14 protein-coding genes are annotated in these 16,138 nt (G+C 67.2%); 10 read left to right on the forward strand and 4 right to left on the reverse strand.

Translation table 11 applies throughout. The features are described from left to right. Positions 1-64 precede the first annotated feature (64 nt). Genes ACIBKY_RS35540 through ACIBKY_RS35555 form a run of 4 tightly spaced genes read left to right on the forward strand, consistent with a single transcriptional unit; the run spans position 65 to position 3,947 of the window. Complete coding sequence (locus tag ACIBKY_RS35540; protein ID WP_397103718.1) at positions 65-415, forward strand: YybH family protein; 351 nt, start codon at positions 65-67, stop codon at positions 413-415. A 9-nt stretch (positions 416-424) separates the two neighbouring features. Then, complete coding sequence (locus ACIBKY_RS35545) at positions 425-1,831, forward strand: purine-cytosine permease family protein (protein ID WP_397103720.1); 1,407 nt, start codon at positions 425-427, stop codon at positions 1,829-1,831. Then, positions 1,828-3,420 (forward strand): lysine--tRNA ligase, encoded by a 1,593-nt coding sequence (gene lysS / locus ACIBKY_RS35550; protein WP_397103722.1) that lies wholly within the window; start codon positions 1,828-1,830, stop codon positions 3,418-3,420. Before ACIBKY_RS35545 ends, lysS begins: the two co-directional genes overlap by 4 nt. Further along, positions 3,417-3,947: an AAA family ATPase gene (locus ACIBKY_RS35555; protein WP_397103724.1), complete on the forward strand. Its 531-nt coding sequence runs from the start codon at positions 3,417-3,419 to the stop codon at positions 3,945-3,947. Before lysS ends, ACIBKY_RS35555 begins: the two co-directional genes overlap by 4 nt. 25 nt (positions 3,948-3,972) lie before the next feature. Here ACIBKY_RS35555 and ACIBKY_RS35560 read toward each other — a convergent pair whose 3' ends face one another. Continuing rightward, on the reverse strand, positions 3,973-5,499 hold the full coding sequence (locus ACIBKY_RS35560) for an MFS transporter (RefSeq protein WP_397103726.1): 1,527 nt from the start codon (positions 5,497-5,499) through the stop codon (positions 3,973-3,975). Continuing rightward, complete coding sequence (locus tag ACIBKY_RS35565; RefSeq protein ID WP_397103728.1) at positions 5,496-5,870, reverse strand: NADPH-dependent FMN reductase; 375 nt, start codon at positions 5,868-5,870, stop codon at positions 5,496-5,498. The genes ACIBKY_RS35560 and ACIBKY_RS35565 overlap by 4 nt, the downstream gene beginning before the upstream one ends. Before the next feature lie 119 nt (positions 5,871-5,989). Between ACIBKY_RS35565 and ACIBKY_RS35570 the strand changes: the two genes are divergently transcribed. Next, positions 5,990-9,046: a BTAD domain-containing putative transcriptional regulator gene (locus ACIBKY_RS35570; protein ID WP_397103730.1), complete on the forward strand. Its 3,057-nt coding sequence runs from the start codon at positions 5,990-5,992 to the stop codon at positions 9,044-9,046. A gap of 220 nt (positions 9,047-9,266) precedes the next feature. Here ACIBKY_RS35570 and ACIBKY_RS35575 read toward each other — a convergent pair whose 3' ends face one another. Then, on the reverse strand, positions 9,267-9,653 hold the full coding sequence (locus ACIBKY_RS35575) for a RidA family protein (protein ID WP_397103732.1): 387 nt from the start codon (positions 9,651-9,653) through the stop codon (positions 9,267-9,269). A gap of 549 nt (positions 9,654-10,202) precedes the next feature. Here ACIBKY_RS35575 and ACIBKY_RS35580 point away from each other — a divergent pair. Further along, the gene (locus ACIBKY_RS35580; RefSeq protein WP_397103734.1) at positions 10,203-10,478 is read left to right on the forward strand and encodes a hypothetical protein; all 276 of its coding nucleotides are present in this window, start codon (positions 10,203-10,205) and stop codon (positions 10,476-10,478) included. Between the two features lie 373 nt (positions 10,479-10,851). Then, positions 10,852-11,769, forward strand: a complete 918-nt coding sequence (locus tag ACIBKY_RS35585; protein ID WP_397103736.1) for an HNH endonuclease — start codon at positions 10,852-10,854, stop codon at positions 11,767-11,769. Positions 11,770-13,908: 2,139 nt separating this feature from the next. Here ACIBKY_RS35585 and ACIBKY_RS35590 read toward each other — a convergent pair. Beyond that, positions 13,909-14,706, reverse strand: a complete 798-nt coding sequence (locus tag ACIBKY_RS35590) for a GntR family transcriptional regulator (protein WP_397103738.1) — start codon at positions 14,704-14,706, stop codon at positions 13,909-13,911. A gap of 173 nt (positions 14,707-14,879) precedes the next feature. On the opposite strand from ACIBKY_RS35590, the gene ACIBKY_RS35595 reads away from it, so the two are divergent. The 3 genes from ACIBKY_RS35595 to ACIBKY_RS35605 all read left to right on the forward strand — a co-directional run bounded on the left by ACIBKY_RS35595 (position 14,880) and on the right by ACIBKY_RS35605 (position 15,963). Next, positions 14,880-15,212 carry a hypothetical protein gene (locus ACIBKY_RS35595; protein WP_397103740.1) on the forward strand — a complete coding sequence of 111 codons (333 nt, stop codon included), beginning with the start codon at positions 14,880-14,882 and terminating at the stop codon, positions 15,210-15,212. A gap of 196 nt (positions 15,213-15,408) precedes the next feature. After that, positions 15,409-15,693 carry a hypothetical protein gene (locus ACIBKY_RS35600; RefSeq protein WP_397103742.1) on the forward strand — a complete coding sequence of 95 codons (285 nt, stop codon included), beginning with the start codon at positions 15,409-15,411 and terminating at the stop codon, positions 15,691-15,693. A gap of 3 nt (positions 15,694-15,696) precedes the next feature. Further along, a complete protein-coding gene (locus ACIBKY_RS35605; RefSeq protein ID WP_397103744.1) occupies positions 15,697-15,963 on the forward strand; it encodes a hypothetical protein in 267 nt (88 codons plus the stop codon). The last annotated feature ends 175 nt before the right edge of the window (positions 15,964-16,138 follow it).

Genomic DNA, 16,138 nt, shown 5'->3' on the forward strand with positions numbered 1-16,138 from the left:
CTCCAGGTGCCTGCAGGCGGCTTGACATTGCCTTGCACGTGCAAAGGATCTATAACCTTAGATCATGATTTCTGCCCAAAAAACGATAGAAGCGCACCTCGCCGCCATCGCCGGCTGCGATCTGGAGGCCTACGCGGAGACCCTGCACGACGACGTGATCGTGGTCCTCCCGAACGGCAAGACGCTCGAAGGCCGCGAAGCCGTCCTGGAGTTCCACCGTGAGTGGTTTTCCGAGCTTGACTGGACGCAGAAAATGTGCCGGATTTGGGAAAAGGAGACCGAAGGCACCCTGGTCTCGGTCTACGAGGCCGACTACCACGAAGGCGACTACCACGCGCGCAACCTCGTCAGCCTCGTCTTCACCCGCGTCGGCGACACGTGGCTCCTCCTGCACGACCAGAACACGCGGTTGTAATCTCCGCCTATGACGATGACCGTCGAACGGAACGGCATCAACGCGGTGCCGCCGGAAGAGCGCCACGGCAAGCCCTTCGACCTGGTCTGGCCCTGGGCGGCCGCGAACCTGTCCCTGTTCGGCATCGCCTTCGGCGTCTACATCGTCGGGCTCGGGCTCGGCGTCGTGCCCGCGATCGCCGCCGGGGCGCTCGGCTACCTTCTCTCGTTCGGGCTGGTCGGCCTCGTGGCCATCGGCGGAGCCCGTTCCGGCGTGCCGACGATGACGCTCGGCCGCGCCGCTTTCGGCGTGCAGGGCAACAAGCTGCCCGCGCTGCTGTCCTACGTCTCGAACGTCGGCTGGGAGACCGTTCTGGTCACGCTCTCCGCGCAGGGCGGCGCCGCCATCCTGACCCGGCTCGCGCCGGGTCTCGGCCAGACGAGCGCGCTGGCGATCTGCTTCGTGGTCGCCGCCCTGGTCACGATCGCCGTCGGCGTGTACGGCCACGCCATGATCATGACCGTCCAGCGGTACCTGACCTATGCCTTCATCGTCCTGACGGTCGTCTACATGGCGCTCATGCTGCCCAAGCTGGGCGTCTCCCTGCCCTCGACGGGCGGCCCCGGAGCCTGGGCGGGCGGCGTGATCTTCGCGATGACCCTGCTGGGCCTCGGCTGGGTCAACTGCGGCGCCGACTACTCCCGCTACCTGCCCGCCCGCTCCAAAGGCTCGGCGATCACGCTCTGGACCACGCTGGGCGGCGCGCTGCCGCCGATGGTCCTGCTGGTGTTCGGCGTGCTGCTGGCGGGCGGCGACCCCAAGCTGGCTGAGGCGGCCGCCGCCGACCCCGTGGGCGCGCTGGCCGCCGCGCTGCCGACGTGGTTCCTGCTGCCGTACCTGCTGGCCGCGATCGGGGGCTTCCTGGCCGGGGCGATCATGGACATCTACTCGTCCGGGCTGTCCATGCTGGCGCTGGGCGTACCGGTGAAGCGGCACCTGGCCGTGCTGTTCGACGGCGTGCTGATGATCCTCGGCGGCTACTACCTGCTGTTCGTCTCGGGCAACTTCCTGGCCACCTTCCAGGCGTTCCTGTCGATCATCGGGGTGGTCATGGCCGCGTGGGTCGCGGTCTTCCTGGTCGACATGTGGCGCCGCGGCAGCCGCTACGACGAGGGGCTGCTGCGCGCCGGCGGGCCGCCCTTCAACGGGCCCGGCCTGATCGCGCTCGTGGCCGCCTCGGTCACCGGGCTCGGCCTGATCACCTCCGCCGACCCGAACATCGCCAACGTCGTCGGCTTCCTCATGAGCGAGTCGATGCGGGCCGGCACGTTCGGGGCGGCCAACGTGGGCGTCGTCGTGGCGCTCGTGCTCGGCGGCCTGCTGTACTTCCTGATCACGCTCGTATGGCGGCCCCCGGCTGCCAGAATGGGACGATGATCGCAGACTGGGTCGCCAAGTTCGCAGACGATGTCATCGCCGAGGCGGATCGTCGCGCACCGGGCAAACCGATCGTCTGCGCCTCGGGCCTGAGCCCGTCCGGCCCGATCCACCTGGGCAACCTGCGCGAGGTCATGACCCCGCACCTGGTCGCCGACGAGATCCGGCGCCGCGGGCGGGCCTGCGCGCACCTGCTGTCCTGGGACGACTACGACCGTTTCCGCCGCGTACCGGCCGGCGTCGACCCGTCCTGGGCCGAGCACGTCGGCAAGCCGCTGACCTCCGTGCCCGCGCCGCCCGGCAGCGAGCACGCAAACTGGGCCGAGCACTTCAAGGCGCCGCTGACCGCCGCGCTGGCCGAGCTCGGCATCGAGGTAGAGGCCATCAGCCAGACCGAGCGCTACACCGCCGGCGCCTACCGCAAGCAGATCCTGCGCGCGATGGAGCACCGGGTCAAGATCGACGCGATCCTGGAGCAGTACCGCACCAAGGTCGTCGAGCGCTACTCGCCGTACAAGCCCTACTGCGCGCTCTGCGAGCGCGACCTCACCACCGTCACGGCCTACGACGACGAGAGCACCGAGCTGGCCTACACGTGCGCGTGCGGATTCGGCGAGAGTGTACGGCTGGCCGAGCACGACCGGGGCAAGCTGGTGTGGAAGGTCGACTGGCCGATGCGCTGGGCGTACGAGGGAGTGGTCTTCGAGCCGTCGGGCGTCGACCACCACTCGCCCGGATCGGCGTGGATCGTGGGCGAGCAGATCGTCGGCGAGGTCTTCGGCGGCGCGCAGCCCATCGGCCCCATGTACGCCTTCGTCGGCATCACCGGCATGGCCAAGATGAGCAGTTCCAAGGGCGGAGTGCCCACCCCGGCCGACGCCCTGGAGATCATGGAAGCCCCGGTCCTGCGCTGGCTGTACGCCCGCCGCAAGCCCGAGCAGTCCTTCAAGATCGCCTTCGACCAGGAGATCCAGCGCCTCTACGACGAGTGGGACGCGCTCGGCCGCAAGATCACGGGTGGCGGCGGCCTGCCCGCCGAGAAGGCCGCCCACACCCGGGCCACCTCCACCGCCGTCGCGGCGCTGCCCGCCACGCCCCACCCGGTCGCCTACCGCACGCTGGCCTCGATCGCCGACATCACCACCGGCGACGAGCGCCAGACCCTGCGCATCCTGGCCGACGTCGACGGCGTCGCCGCCCTGGAGGAGGTACGTCCGCGGCTGGATCGCGCCCAGCGCTGGGTGGACACGCAGGTGCCCGCCGAGCAGCGCACCCGCGTACGCGACAGCGCCGACGCCGAACGCCTCGGCGCGCTCGACGACGACAGCGCCGCGTCGGTGCGCCTGCTGCTCGACGGCCTCGACGAGCACTGGTCGGTCGAGGGCCTCACCACGCTGGTGTACGGCGTGCCGAAGCTCGTGGCCGGCCTCCCCGTGGACGCCAAGCCGACTCCCGAGCTGAAGCAGGCGCAGCGGGCCTTCTTCGCGCTGCTGTACCACCTGCTGATCGGGCGGGACACGGGGCCGCGGCTGCCGACCCTCCTGCTGGCCGTGGGAGCGGACCGAGTGCGTACCCTCTTGTCCCCATGAGAGCGGTCATTCTGATCACCGGTATCTCCGCTTCGGGCAAGTCCACGGTCGCCCAGGCGCTGGCCGAGCGGCTGCCGAAGTCGGTGCACGTGCGCGGCGACGTCTTCCGCAAGATGGTGGTCAACGGCCGCGCCGAGATGTCGGCCGAGCCGTCCGAGGAGGCGCGACGCCAGCTCCGCCTGCGCTACGCGATCGCCGCCGAGGTGGCCGACCGCTACTTCGAGGCGGGGTTCACGCCGGTTCTGCAGGACGTCGTGCTGGGTCCGGAGCTGGAGACCGTCACCAAGCTGATCCGCAGCCGCCCGCTCCACGTCGTGGTACTCGCGCCTTCGGCGGAGTCCGTCGAGCGGCGCGAGCGCGAACGGCCCAAGACGGGCTACGGCGACTGGACGGTCGCCCAGCTCGACCAGGTGCTGAGGACGCGGACGCCGCGCATCGGGCACTGGATCGACTCCGGCGGCCTGAGCGTGGACGAGACCGTGGGGGAGATCCTGGCGGCGCTGGACAGCGGCGAAGCCCGGAGCTGACGGCTCCGGGCTCCATGTTTGTGCATCAGATGGCCAGGGCCTCCTCGCGCTCGGTGGGCGCCGGCTTGGGGTCGGCGGCGGGGGCGTTCGTGGCCGGGACCTTCCTGAGCATCGTCAGCGACAGGACGATCGCCACGGCCACCAAAGCGGCCGCGATGCCGCCCGCCACGTTGAGCCCGTCGGTGTAGGCGGCCCGCGCCGCGGCCACCAGGGCCTCGCCGGTCTGGCCCGGCAGGCTCTCAGCCGCCGTCAGCGCCCCTGAGAGCGTGTCTGGGGCCCCCGCGGGCATCGCCGCACGGTAGACGGCCGTGCCCACGCTGCCGAGGACCGCGACGCCCAGAGAGGTGCCCAGGTCGCTGGCGGTGGTGTTCACCGCGGAGGCGGCCCCGGCCTTCTCCGGCGGCGCCGAGCCGATCACCAGAGCGGTGTTCAGCGCCATCGCCGGGGCGATGCCCGGGTAGAGCACGAAGAAGCCGGTGAGCAGCATCGGCAAACCGGCGACGCTGCCGACCTGGGTCATCAGCAGGTAGCCGATCACCGACAGGAACGCGCCGCCGCTGATCACGTACGCCGGCCGTACCCGGCGGGCGATGACCGGCGACAACGTCGAGACGGCCACCAGCGCGAGCGCCGCCGGCAGGATCCACAGACCCGCCTCCAGCGGCGAGAGGCCCGCCACGAGCTGCAGGTACTGCGTGAACAGCAGGTACACGCCGCCCAGCGCGACCGCGCTCAGCATGAACACGCTCAGGGCGCCGCTGAAGACCTTGTCGGCGAACAGCCGCACGTCCAGGAGCGGATTCTCCAGCCGCAGCTGCCTGCGCACGAAGATCACGCCGAACAGCAGTCCGACCGCGAGCGTGCCCAGCGAGATCACGCCGGGGCCGGCCTTGGCCAGCTCCTTCACCCCGTATACGATCGGCAGCAGCGTCGCCATCGACAGAACCACGCTCAGCGGGTCCAGCCCGCCGCTCTTCGGCGCGCGGTACTCGGGGATCAGGAACGGCGCGCCCACCAGCACGAGCACCATCACCGGCACGCCCGCCAGCAGGGCGGCGCCCCACCAGAACGCCTCCAGCAGCAACCCGCCCACCAGCGGGCCGATCGCCACGCCGACGGAGATCGAGGCCGCCCACAGCCCGATGGCGGTGCCGCGCTGCCTGTCGTCCTTGAACATGTTGCTGATCAGCGACAGCGTCGAGGGCATCACCGCCGCCGCGCCCACGCCCATCACCGCGCGGGCCGCGATCAGCAGCTCCGCGTTCGGCGCCAGCGCCGCCAGCAACGAGGCCACGCCGAAGGCCGCGGCGCCGAACAACAGCACCTTCCTGCGTCCTATGCGGTCGCCCACGGTCCCCATCGCCACGAGCAGGCCCGCCATCATGAAGCCATAGATGTCGTTGATCCACAACAGCTGCGCGCCGCTCGGGTCCAGGTCAGCCGCGATCTGCGGCGTGGCCAGGAAGAGCACCGTCATCGCCAGGAAGAGCAGCACGGTGGGCAGCAGAAGTATCGAGAGCCCGAACCACTGCCGGGGTCCAGCCTTGTTCATGAGAATTCCTGTCTGAGAAGTCTGAGGAGCATGCGATCGAGGGCCGACGGGATCAGCAGCGCCGGGTCGCTCACGAGCGCGACCGGCTTGCCCCGCCACGCCTCGGCGCACCAGAACACCGCCTTGCGCAACGACCAGGTCCGGACCGCGACCACCACGAATCCCTCCGCCGCGGCGAGCCAGGGCATCAAGTCGTGTACGGCCGGCGGCACCAGCCCCCGGGCGGGCGCCGGATCCGGCAGGCACGCGGCCTCGAGATCGATCACGTCGACCTCCAGGCCGTGGCGCGCACAGGCTCGCTCAGCGATCAACATGGCCGCCGAGTGGTCAGAGCCTGTGACCACCGCCAGCCGCGGGTGTCCGTCGTTCATGTCCTGGACTGTGCCTGCGGGCGCTCCAGGTTTTCTCCAGCTCCACTACCGTGAGGCTCATGCGTTTCGGGGTACTTGGTCCGCTCGCGGTGTGGGGACCGGAAGGTGCGCAGGTCAGAGTGCCTGAGGTGAAGGTCCGCGCCCTGCTGGCCCACCTGCTCATCGACCCGGGGAAGGTGGTGCCCGCCGACCGCCTCATCGACTCGCTCTGGAGCGGCGCGCTGCCCGCCAACCCCGCCGGCGCCCTGCAGACCCGCGTCTCCCAGCTACGCAGGATCGTCGGCAAGGGGAGCGTGGTGTCCGGCGCCTCCGGATACCGGCTCCAGGTGGAGCCCGGCGACGTCGACACCGGACGTTTCCAGGCGCTGCTGTCCGAGGCCCGCACCGGCGGGCCGGAAGCCAGGGCGGCGCTGCTGGCCGACGCGCTGGCATTGTGGCGCGGGCCCGCGCTGATCGACTTCGCCGACGAGGAGTTCGCCAGGCCCGAGATCGCCCGGCTGGAGGAACTACGGCTGACCGCGCTGGAAGACCACGCCGAGACGCGGCTGGAGCTCGGCGAGCACGCCCTGCTCGCCGATGAGCTCGGTGACCTGGTCGGCCGGCACCCTCTCAGGGAACGGCTGCGCGCGGCCCACATGCGGGCCCTCTACCGGGCCGGCCGGCAGAAGGAGGCGCTGGACAGTTTCCGGGATTTGCGGGTGCTCCTGGACGAGGAGCTCGGGCTGGAACCCGGTCCCGAGCTGGCCGGGCTGCACCAGGCCATTCTGCGGCAGGATCCTTCGCTGGACGCGCCCGTGCGGGAGGCCCGCCGTACGAACCTGCCCGTCGCGCTGACCGACCTCATCGGCCGCGACGACGCGGTGGCCGACGTTGTCGACCTGCTTCGGGAAGCCAGGCTGGTGACGCTGACCGGGCCTGGCGGTGTCGGCAAGACGCGGCTGGCCATAGAGACCGCCGGCCGGTTGACCTCCTCTGAGCCTGACGGGGTCTGGCTCGTCGAACTGGCCGGCGCCACCTCGGTGACCGAGGTCGTCGCGGCCACTCTGGGTGTGCGTGACGAAGGGCCTGATCTGGCAGGGCGGCTGGCCGAGGCATTGCGCGGCAAGCGGATGCTGCTCGTTCTGGACAACTGTGAGCATGTGACCTCGTCCGTCGCCCGGCTCGCGGCCCTGCTGCTGCGGACTGCGCCTGAGTTGCGCATCCTGGCAACCGGGCAGGAGCCGCTCGGGGTTGCCGGTGAGCAACTGTACAGCGTCCCTACTTTGCCGCAGGAGGACGCTGAGCGGTTGTTCGTCTCTCGTGCTGCCGCGGCCGCGCCTGGTGTGGCCTTGGATGGTGAGGCCGTCGCCGCCATCTGCCGGCGGCTGGACGGGATTCCGCTGGCGTTGGAGCTGGCCGCCACCCGGGTGCGGGCCCTTGGCGCGCGGGAGCTCGCCGCGCGGCTGGATGACCGGTTCCGGGTGCTGGAGGGGTCCAGGAACGACGTGCCCGCCCGGCAGCGGACGCTCCGGGCCATGATCGACTGGAGCTGGGAGCTGCTCGGTCCCGCTGAGCGGCTGGTGCTGCGGCGGCTGGCCGTACACGCTGACGGGTGCACGTTGGAGGCGGCCGAGGCCGTCTGCGGCGACGACGCCCTGTCCGTGCTGCCCCGGCTGGTGGACCGGTCGCTGGTCGTGGTGGGCGACGGGCCCCGCTACCGGCTGCTGGAGTCCGTCGCCGCCTACTGCCAGGAGCGGTTGGTGGAGGCGGGGGAGAGCGAGGAGACGCGGCTGCGGCACCGGGAGTACTACCTCGGGGTGGCCGAGCGGGCCGAGCCGTACCTGCGCGGGCCCGAGCAGCGGCAGTGGCTGCTGCGGCTGGACGCCGAGGCGGCCAACTTCCGCGCCGCCCTGACCGCGGACGACGGGGAGACGTCCGAACGGCTGGCCAACGCGCTGGCCTGGTACTGGGTGCTGCGCGGGCGGCTCGGCGAGGGCCGCAGATGGCTGGCCCAGATCGCCGGTCCCGGTGACATCACGCGGATGTGGCTGGCCGCCTTCACGCTGCGTACCGGCGAGGCGGTCACCGCGATCCCCAGTGCGGTCCCCAGTGCGGTCCCCAGTGCGGCCCCCAGTGCGGCCCCCACCGCGGTCCCCAGTGCGGCCCCCACCGCGAACCCCGCCTCCGACCTCGGCGAACTCTCCGGCCTTGCCCGCGCCCAGGCCTTCCTCTCCTCCGCTCGGCTGGGCATCGGTGACCGGGAGCACGCCGAGCAACTGGCTGACCAGGCCCTGTCCGGCTTCGCCGTGATCGGGGACCAGTGGGGGATCGCGTTCGTCCGCGCCGTCCAGGCCCGACAGGCATTGCTGCGCAGCGACCTGGAGCGCGCTGACGCGTACGGCAGGGAAAGCCTGAAGCTGTTCGCCCAGCTGGGTGATCGCTGGGGCCAGTCCCACGCCGGGTTCGCGGTCGCCTGGCACGCCGAGATCGTCGGCGACTACGCCGAGGCGGCCCGCGTACACCGAGAAGGCCTCCGCATGTCCGAAGAGCTCGGCCTATGGACCGAAGTAGCCGACAAAATGTCGTTGTTGGGTCGTTTGGCGCTTTTGAGTGGCGCTTTCGACCAGGCCGACTCCCTCCACACCCGGGCCATGGCCCTGTCCGCCGAACAGGGTTACACGGTGGGCGAGGAGTTCGCCGCATTGGGCCTGGCCCTGAGCGCCCGCCGCCAGGGCCGCCTCGATGAGGCGGAGGCGCACCTGCTGGCCTGGATCGACTGGGACCACGCCCTGGACTCCGACGCGGCCCTGGCCTTGATCTTCGCCGAACTGGGCTTCATCGAAGAGATGCGCGGCGCGTACCCGGCCGCCGAAGCCCGCCACAAGGAGAGCCTGACCCGAGCCCGAGCCGTCGGCGACCCCCGAGCCGTAGCTCTGGCCCTGGAGGGCCTGGCCGGAGCTACGGCCCTGGCGGGCCTGGCGGGTGCGGCCCTGGAGGGCCTGGCCGGCGCTGCCGCCTCGGAGGCGGACGGCGCCTACCTCCTCGGCCAGGCAGCCGCCCTGCGCCTGTCCGTCGACGCCCCTTTGCCGGAAGGCGAGCGCTTCGACGTCGACCGGATCACCACGCGACTACGGGCCTCCTTGGGGCCGGACTTCGACCCCGCCTACCACCGCGGCCTCCTCAACCCGCCGACGTGAAAGCCCACGCCCGGATCACTCACAAGAACCCTTGGCCCGCGCGAGAACCTGACCCGTGCGAGAACCCTGACCCGTGCGAGAACCCCGACCCGTGCGAGAACCCCGACCCGTGCGAGAACCCCGACCCGTGCGAGAACCCTGACCCGTGCGAGAACCCTGACCCGTGCGAGAACCCTGACCCGCGCGACCCGCGCTGTGACGTCGACCGGATCTCGAGCCCTCACCCCGCAGCGATGACCTCGACCTCGACCAGCCATTCGTCGGCCAGCGTCTGCGCGACAATCGCCGTCGTCGGCACAGGACGCCCATGGAGAGCCGTCACCCGAGCCGCCGCATTCGCAGCCGCATAGGCCGGATCGCGCAGATAACTAGTGACCCGAACGATGTTGTCCACGGTCATACCGGCACTGCCAAGAATCGTCCGGATATTTGCCCATATAAGCCCCAGCTGCTCCTCCAGCGTGGCCCCGGGCCGCCCCTCACCATCCAGCCCCATAGTCCCCGCCACAAACAGCAACCGCTCGGCTCCGCGAACCTCGATCGCATGAACATAGTCCCCAGTTGCCGGATACACCCCGTCGGCCGGATTACACGTCCTGATCTCCATAACCCGCACGCTACCTGCACAACCTTCCCTCCAACCCCCGCCGATTGGCCGGTAAATTGGTCATGGCCAGGTGGAGATTTCCATAACCGGTTGCGACGAAATTTATACGGAGAGTAGTCTCAGTCATGCGAGGCAGCGCCCAAGTCGGGGGACAGGCGCTACCATCCGCGGTTGCCGCAACCAGAAGTAACCTCGCCAGGCGCTCTACCGAGCGCCTGGTGAGGCGCTCCCAAACCCCCTGACTGCCCGGATGGCCACAAGCGTCCCGAATCCCCCCGCCGAAATCCGGCATCACGCCGTCGTCCAGGACAAGGGCCGGGTTTATGGCGTGAGGCGCGTCCGCTCATAACGCCGCTCGCGCTGCCGACCCGAACCACCCAGTTCGTCTTCGAACTAATCCGCACAGTCCGACAAACCAGGCGATAGACCATTGGATTAGAAGTCCGATGCTCTGAGGGAGAACTGTTACCCGCGGAAACTTGGCGCACCACCCCATGACCTGGCATATTCGCCTCCCACAACCCCCTCCGGCAGCGGAGAATGATGGTTGTGACCCAGAGCGTGATCCCCCAGCCGGGCATGTGGTTCGAGCATGCCTTGAACTTCTTGAACGACCGTCCGGCACTGTACGTGATCACTCAGATCGCTGACCCCGGCCCCACCGCTCTCCCTCAGGTTCACTACCAACGTCTCGGCGCCGCACCCGACGACATGGAGGAAAGCATCGACGCCGATCTGTTCGATGACATCGTCCTGCGGTGGCTGACTCCTGAGGAAGCAGTACGGGCAGAGATCCATGCCCGCTACCACCCCGACAACTACTGAGGCCGACGCCGGCGCCGAGTGGCGGGGGAGAGTCCCTCCTCCGTCACCCAGGCGTGGAAATGATCGTCTTCCACGGCCACCTCGTCGCCAACCTCAGCGACCCCACCGCGTCCTGCCCGGCTCGAGGGCCTGCCGACCCGGCCTGGCAGCGCCACCAGACCGGTTCCCGGAGGCGTCCTCAAGGAGCAGGTGAACTGGGGCGGTGCCCGGGTCTGTGGCAGCGCCACTGTGCCCATGGCTTTCTGGCTTCTCTGTCGAGGCGATGCAGCCAGCCGGTCACGGCGAGCATCGGAGGACGGACGAAGGCGTTGGAGTGAGCCGATCCTTGAACTGTCAGTAGCGACAGGGCCGGCCCCGGGTATAGAACTTCGGTGTGATCACGCCCCTGGATGATGACTTGGACAGTCGGATACGAGCGGCTGCCATGGCTTGGCTCCGTCAGCGTTGCACACCGGAGAATCCGGTGGTCTCACGCGCGGAACTCCTGGGCTTCAAGTTCGAGGGGCGCTCGTTTCCACTGGTCGATAATCGGTTGGGCATTCGCAAGCCGAAAGAACTAACCGCCGCGCTGTCCATTCTCACTACCTATACCTCTGACGGAACGCGCGCGCCGTACGAAGATGAGGTGGGCGATGATGGCCTGCTCCGCTACAAGTTCCAAGGCGACGACCCTAATCTTTACACCAATGTCGGACTCCGCCGCGCCTACGAGCGCGACGTGCCCCTTATCTGGTTCTTTGGTGTGAAGCAGGGCCTGTATCTGCCGTTCTTCCCGGTGTGGATTCGGGCTATGGAAGTCGACCAATTGCAGGTGGCGGTTGCTCTGGAAGAGGCACAGCGACACATCGCCATTCACGGGCCGGTGAGCGAGATCGAGCGGCGCTACTCCGTAAGCATGACCAGGCGGCGGCTGCACCAGCCGGTCTTCCGACAGCGGGTGATCCACGCATACGAGACCAGCTGCGCGATGTGTCGTCTTAGGCACCCGTCGTTGCTGGATGCCGCCCACATTATCCCTGACCGTGAGGAACGCGGTGTCCCAGCGATCTCTAACGGGATGGCGCTGTGCAAGATTCACCATGCCGCCTATGACGAGCACATCTTGGGCGTCCGCCCCGATCTAGTGATCGAAGTGCGGTCGGACATCATGCAAGAGATCGATGGGCCGATGCTGAAGCACGGTTTGCAAGAGATGCACGGACTGGGCCTGGTGCTGCCTCGACGTAGAGCGGATCGGCCGAAGCCGGAGCTCATCGAGGAACGGTATGAACGGTTCCGTGCCGCTGGATGATTGTGTAGTACGGCGGGAACGCGTCCGCGTATTGCTTGGACGTTGATCTCCGTTCAGAATTCGCAGCCCGTATCTAGCCAAACACTTCAAGGAGCCTCGGAGACCTAGAACGAGAAGCGTTCGCTCGGGCGACCAAGGATCCTCTTGATTGGTTCGGACGACCTGCGCTGCGGATGCTTCCTTGTTCAGAACCTGTATCGGCAGTTTCGGGCGTGTGACACACGCTCGAACTTGATGCTGATGGCCTTGAGTTGAAGTCGGAACAGTTGGTAGAGGAGGCTTGGCGCGGAGGACAATGCGTGATGGCATGTTGTCGCTGCGGTGCAGTCACTCAGCCAACAAGTAAGGCCGCTTCCGATCTTCGGAAGCGGCCTACTAGCGGTACATCTGGGTCGGGGTGGCGGGATTTGAACCCACGGCCTCTTCGTCCCGAAGCAAAAGACGCGCCCCGCTGATCATGCCTTTTGCGCTCTGACCTGCACGGGACTGTCCTCCAGCGTCTCAGTGAGTCTCACGTCATCTCTGGCTGTTGCTGTACTTCGTGGCTGTATAGCAGAAGATGTCCAGTCGGTTGGTATCCGCAGGTAGTGACCAGAAAGAGCCTGCTGGAACAACGCGGGGGTGCGAGTGCACCGCCCCTCATTGGTTCAGCCAGCTGTAACATTTGGTTACTCTTCGCGTGCTGCCGGTACACAGTGCCCCAATGTTGCAGCCGTGTGTTGGCGCGAAGCGCCCCTCAGTTGGCGCGCGAAGCGCCTTATGCTCTTCGGTTTTTCCCGGGGGCCGCGGTCGCGACCCGTCCGCGACCGGTCGCGGACGCGCGACCCTGCCCGCGACCACCTACACCCGCGCTGATCAGTCCATATACCCGCAGGTCGCGGGTAGCGGACAGGGCTTCCCCGCCCGAAATTCGCCCTTAGGGCGTCGGTGAGGCCCTTCCGTGCCGCGACCGCGACCCGGTGACTCGCCCCCGACGCGGCCGGCCACTGTTCGTGCACACCAGGGCGTCCAACCGGTGGGCTGAGTCCGGGGGAAACTGCCGTGTGCATCTCTAGCCCCCCGGTTGGACGCCTGCTAGCGCTAGCGGCCTACGCTGCTAGCGCTAGCACCTCTGCTAGCACTGGAAACCTCTGTCTACATGGGAGTTAGCAAGCTAGCGGGCTAGCGTTCCATCCCCAGCTGGGGGGCAGAACCCCGCGTTTCGCGGGGGCATCAAGGTGCTAGCGCCCCAAGTTGGACGCGTTGAACGAGCTACCTATCCCGCTGACTGCACGTCCATTGCGGCGTGCCGTCGTGAGCATGGGCAAGGGTAGGTCGGGGGGTTCAACCGCCGATATCACTCTCTGGGCAAGGCCAAGAGCCCGGATTGGGTCTGAACCCGTCCCTCATCGAAGAAGAGTTGACGAACAGCTTCTCGCACGTCTACAGAGCGAACTCGCCTTAGGAATTCGTCAGGCGTATCTCCACACAGCTCTTTTAGTGCGGCGGACTCACCTAGGAGTGTAGCTATCAGTGTCGTCTGATCCGTGAGCCGTTTGGGGTTTCCGTTGGCATCGATCAGGCAGCCATGCTTGCCTACGTAGATGAAATACGACGGAACCGAGACGCCTGATTCCAGCGTGGCTACGTACTCGTTTCCACTAACGCAACGTCGCCAGTAGTTTGGTTCAGTAGCGTCGAGGACCTCGAACTCTTCCTCATCTAGCCATAGGACAAACAGGCGCGAACGTTCCTCGTTCACTTCAATAGGTGCGGCCGGTATGTACCCCGGTTTGCTAACATGCGCGGAAATGCCTGGAGCTATTCCCGTAATACTGGCAAGCGTCATCGGGACGACCGTCCGAACTTCGCGTGAAAGGAATTTTCGGCGCATCTGACTTGGAGAGGCATTAGAGCCAACGGCCACGACAGGAAATCGCTTGCTCATAGGCTGGCAATCGAGCTGAACCAATAGTTGGGATAGCGTCGGATTCCCTGAAAGGTTTGCTATCCACTCGTTCGCTGGCCTACCGGCCACAGGTAGTAGAGGGACGTAAGCATCCTCTGTGAGAATTCCTGACGTAGTGGGAATCCTCCCTGGGTAGGTCAACGGTTGCGCGATGGGGTCATCGCGAAATAGGTCGGTTGCTTGTGCGTCACTCATTTGGGTTCCAGCTCGTAAACAAGAGTGTGGCGGTCTCCGGGGATAATGGACACCATAACTCGCACTGGCTTGCCAGCTTCGTTGTATCCCGTTCGGATGTGCTCGGCTACTGGACTCCCTGCGGGAAGATTTAGTTGATCCGACTCTTCTTTGGAAGGCATTCGGATCTGGATTTCGTCCAAGAGCTTCTTTTGTGCATGGCCGATTGAGGCCAATATGCCCCCCGGCGTAGAGACGTCGCCTGGCCTCATTAGAAGCGTTCCCTCTGCTACATCCATCGGGAAATAGCTGTCAGCCAGCTGGAATGGCATGTCATCAACGTAGCGAATTCGCCGCCGGACCACTACAGGCTCGTCCAGGTCGATTTGCAGGCGTTGAGCTATTTTTTGTGACGGAGTATCAATATTAACGGTGACGTCTTGACGCGGCTCGTGGCCCTGTTCGCGAACGTCGGTGTTCCAGGCGTCCCCTTCGACGCTATGGCGTGTAGAGCTTTCGTAACTAGAAAGCTGCCAGTGTAGGCGCGTTTGTGAGCGAACCTTGCGGCCTCGCCCTCGTCCGCTAGTGAGCAAACCCTCATTCGTAAGTTGCTGAAGAGCCTGGCGCACGGTCTGACGAGAAACGCTATGTAGTTCGGCTAGTTCCTGTTCCGGGGGAACCATATCCCCCGGCTTCAATTCCTCCCGCTCGATCGCGATTCGCAGCGCATCTGCCACGCGCTCGTATAGGGCGCGGGCGTCGGATGATCCTGCCCTCATCGTGCGACCTCCCATGACCAGCTTGTACGTACTCACCGTACCAACCCTCTTGACAGGCAGCCAGTCGCAGGTCAGTGTACGTACACACAGCAAAGTACATAGAGTACGTACTTAGCTGAGCATGAACGGTACGCACTGAAGCCGGGGCGCGACCCAGTCGCCAAACCGTCCGCACCCCGGCACATCGCGATCAGTTGGGAGACCGAACGATGCGCAATCACGCTACCCCCGCAGCGAACCGCCCCACCTCCCTCGCGGGCTTCACCGTCGAAGAGGCCGCGCTGACTCTGATGGCCTTCTCCACGCACTACATCAACGCCCCGGCCGCGAGCCGTTCCCTGACCGCAGACCAGGTCCGTCAGGAGCTTTCGGAGATCCTGGCCACCTACCCGATGTACGAGATCTGGGAGGCCATGGCCCTCATCGCCAGGGCTGAGGGCGGCCCTCACCCGGATGACATGGCGCACCTGGAGTGGTGGCGGCAGACCGCTACCGCGGTCGCCTCGCAGCACGCTCGCCAGCTGACGGGGCCGTCGCTGTGATGACCGCCAACGCCACAATCGCGGACGCCACGATACGGCGCGTGCTCGGCCACGACTGGAACAAGCCCGTTCGCCCCGAGGACATTGCCGACGTGGCGGCCGTCTTCGAGGCCGCCCTAATCGCAGCACGCCCGTGCGCGCACTGTGACGCTCCTGCCAGCGCGGGTTGCCCCTGCCGTATGGACGGGGCGCTCTCATGATGAGCCCGCTGCACGCCGAACGGCTTCGCCGTGGCTGGGGCCGTGGCAAGCTGGCCTGCCTTCTCCAGACGGCCGCACAGGCGAACGATGTCGGCCCGATCGCCACCCGCCCCAGCCTGGTACGGATGATCCAGCGCTACGAGCGCAACGACCTCATCCCCGCCGAGCCTTACCGGTCACTGCTGTGCGAGGTGTACGGCAAACCGCCGGCCGCGTTCGGCTGGCTCGATCCCACCGCTTCGGCGTTCCCTTCGGCCAGCTGGCCGCTTCTGTGGGGGTGAAGCATGGCTGACCCGGCCGCCGTGGATGACTGGACCGTCGTGCACCTGGTGATGGTGGAGCTGTCGCGCCGAGGCGGGATGACCCGCTACAGCGCCGACCAGATCGCCGAGGCACGCAGCATCGCCACCGATCTACTGTCCGCCCTCGGCGCCGACCCGCGATCGATCGATCGTGATGCCGCCTCGATCGACAGCCCCCCGCTTGATCGATTGACCGGGGTCGGTCTCGATCGATCGACGGAAGACGGCCCGCGTTCGCCCTGTACGTAAGGCCAGTAGCCCCCCGGAGTAGGGGCCGCTGGCCGCCGGAGTACACCCGCGGTACGGCCCCCTTTCTCGCCGCTTCATTCCTGCTGACTCCCGTACGGCTTCCGCCGTGCGGTCCGGCCTCTGATCAAGGCCGCCCGGATCACCGGACGGCTTGAGTAGCCCCACAGGAAGGAAC

This window comes from Nonomuraea sp. NPDC050394, assembly GCF_044459065.1.
Lineage (GTDB): Bacteria > Actinomycetota > Actinomycetes > Streptosporangiales > Streptosporangiaceae > Nonomuraea.

Excerpts from the sequence above, each read along its gene's own strand:
- ACIBKY_RS35540 (WP_397103718.1), top strand. The coding sequence starts at position 65 with ATGATTTCTGCCCAAAAAACGATAGAAGCGCACCTCGCCGCCATCGCC.
- ACIBKY_RS35545 (WP_397103720.1), top strand. The coding sequence starts at position 425 with ATGACGATGACCGTCGAACGGAACGGCATCAACGCGGTGCCGCCGGAA.
- lysS (WP_397103722.1), top strand. The coding sequence starts at position 1,828 with ATGATCGCAGACTGGGTCGCCAAGTTCGCAGACGATGTCATCGCCGAG.
- ACIBKY_RS35555 (WP_397103724.1), top strand. The coding sequence starts at position 3,417 with ATGAGAGCGGTCATTCTGATCACCGGTATCTCCGCTTCGGGCAAGTCC.
- ACIBKY_RS35560 (WP_397103726.1), bottom strand. The coding sequence starts at position 5,499 with ATGAACAAGGCTGGACCCCGGCAGTGGTTCGGGCTCTCGATACTTCTG.
- ACIBKY_RS35565 (WP_397103728.1), bottom strand. The coding sequence starts at position 5,870 with ATGAACGACGGACACCCGCGGCTGGCGGTGGTCACAGGCTCTGACCAC.
- ACIBKY_RS35575 (WP_397103732.1), bottom strand. The coding sequence starts at position 9,653 with ATGGAGATCAGGACGTGTAATCCGGCCGACGGGGTGTATCCGGCAACT.
- ACIBKY_RS35595 (WP_397103740.1), top strand. The coding sequence starts at position 14,880 with ATGCGCAATCACGCTACCCCCGCAGCGAACCGCCCCACCTCCCTCGCG.
- ACIBKY_RS35600 (WP_397103742.1), top strand. The coding sequence starts at position 15,409 with ATGATGAGCCCGCTGCACGCCGAACGGCTTCGCCGTGGCTGGGGCCGT.
- ACIBKY_RS35605 (WP_397103744.1), top strand. The coding sequence starts at position 15,697 with ATGGCTGACCCGGCCGCCGTGGATGACTGGACCGTCGTGCACCTGGTG.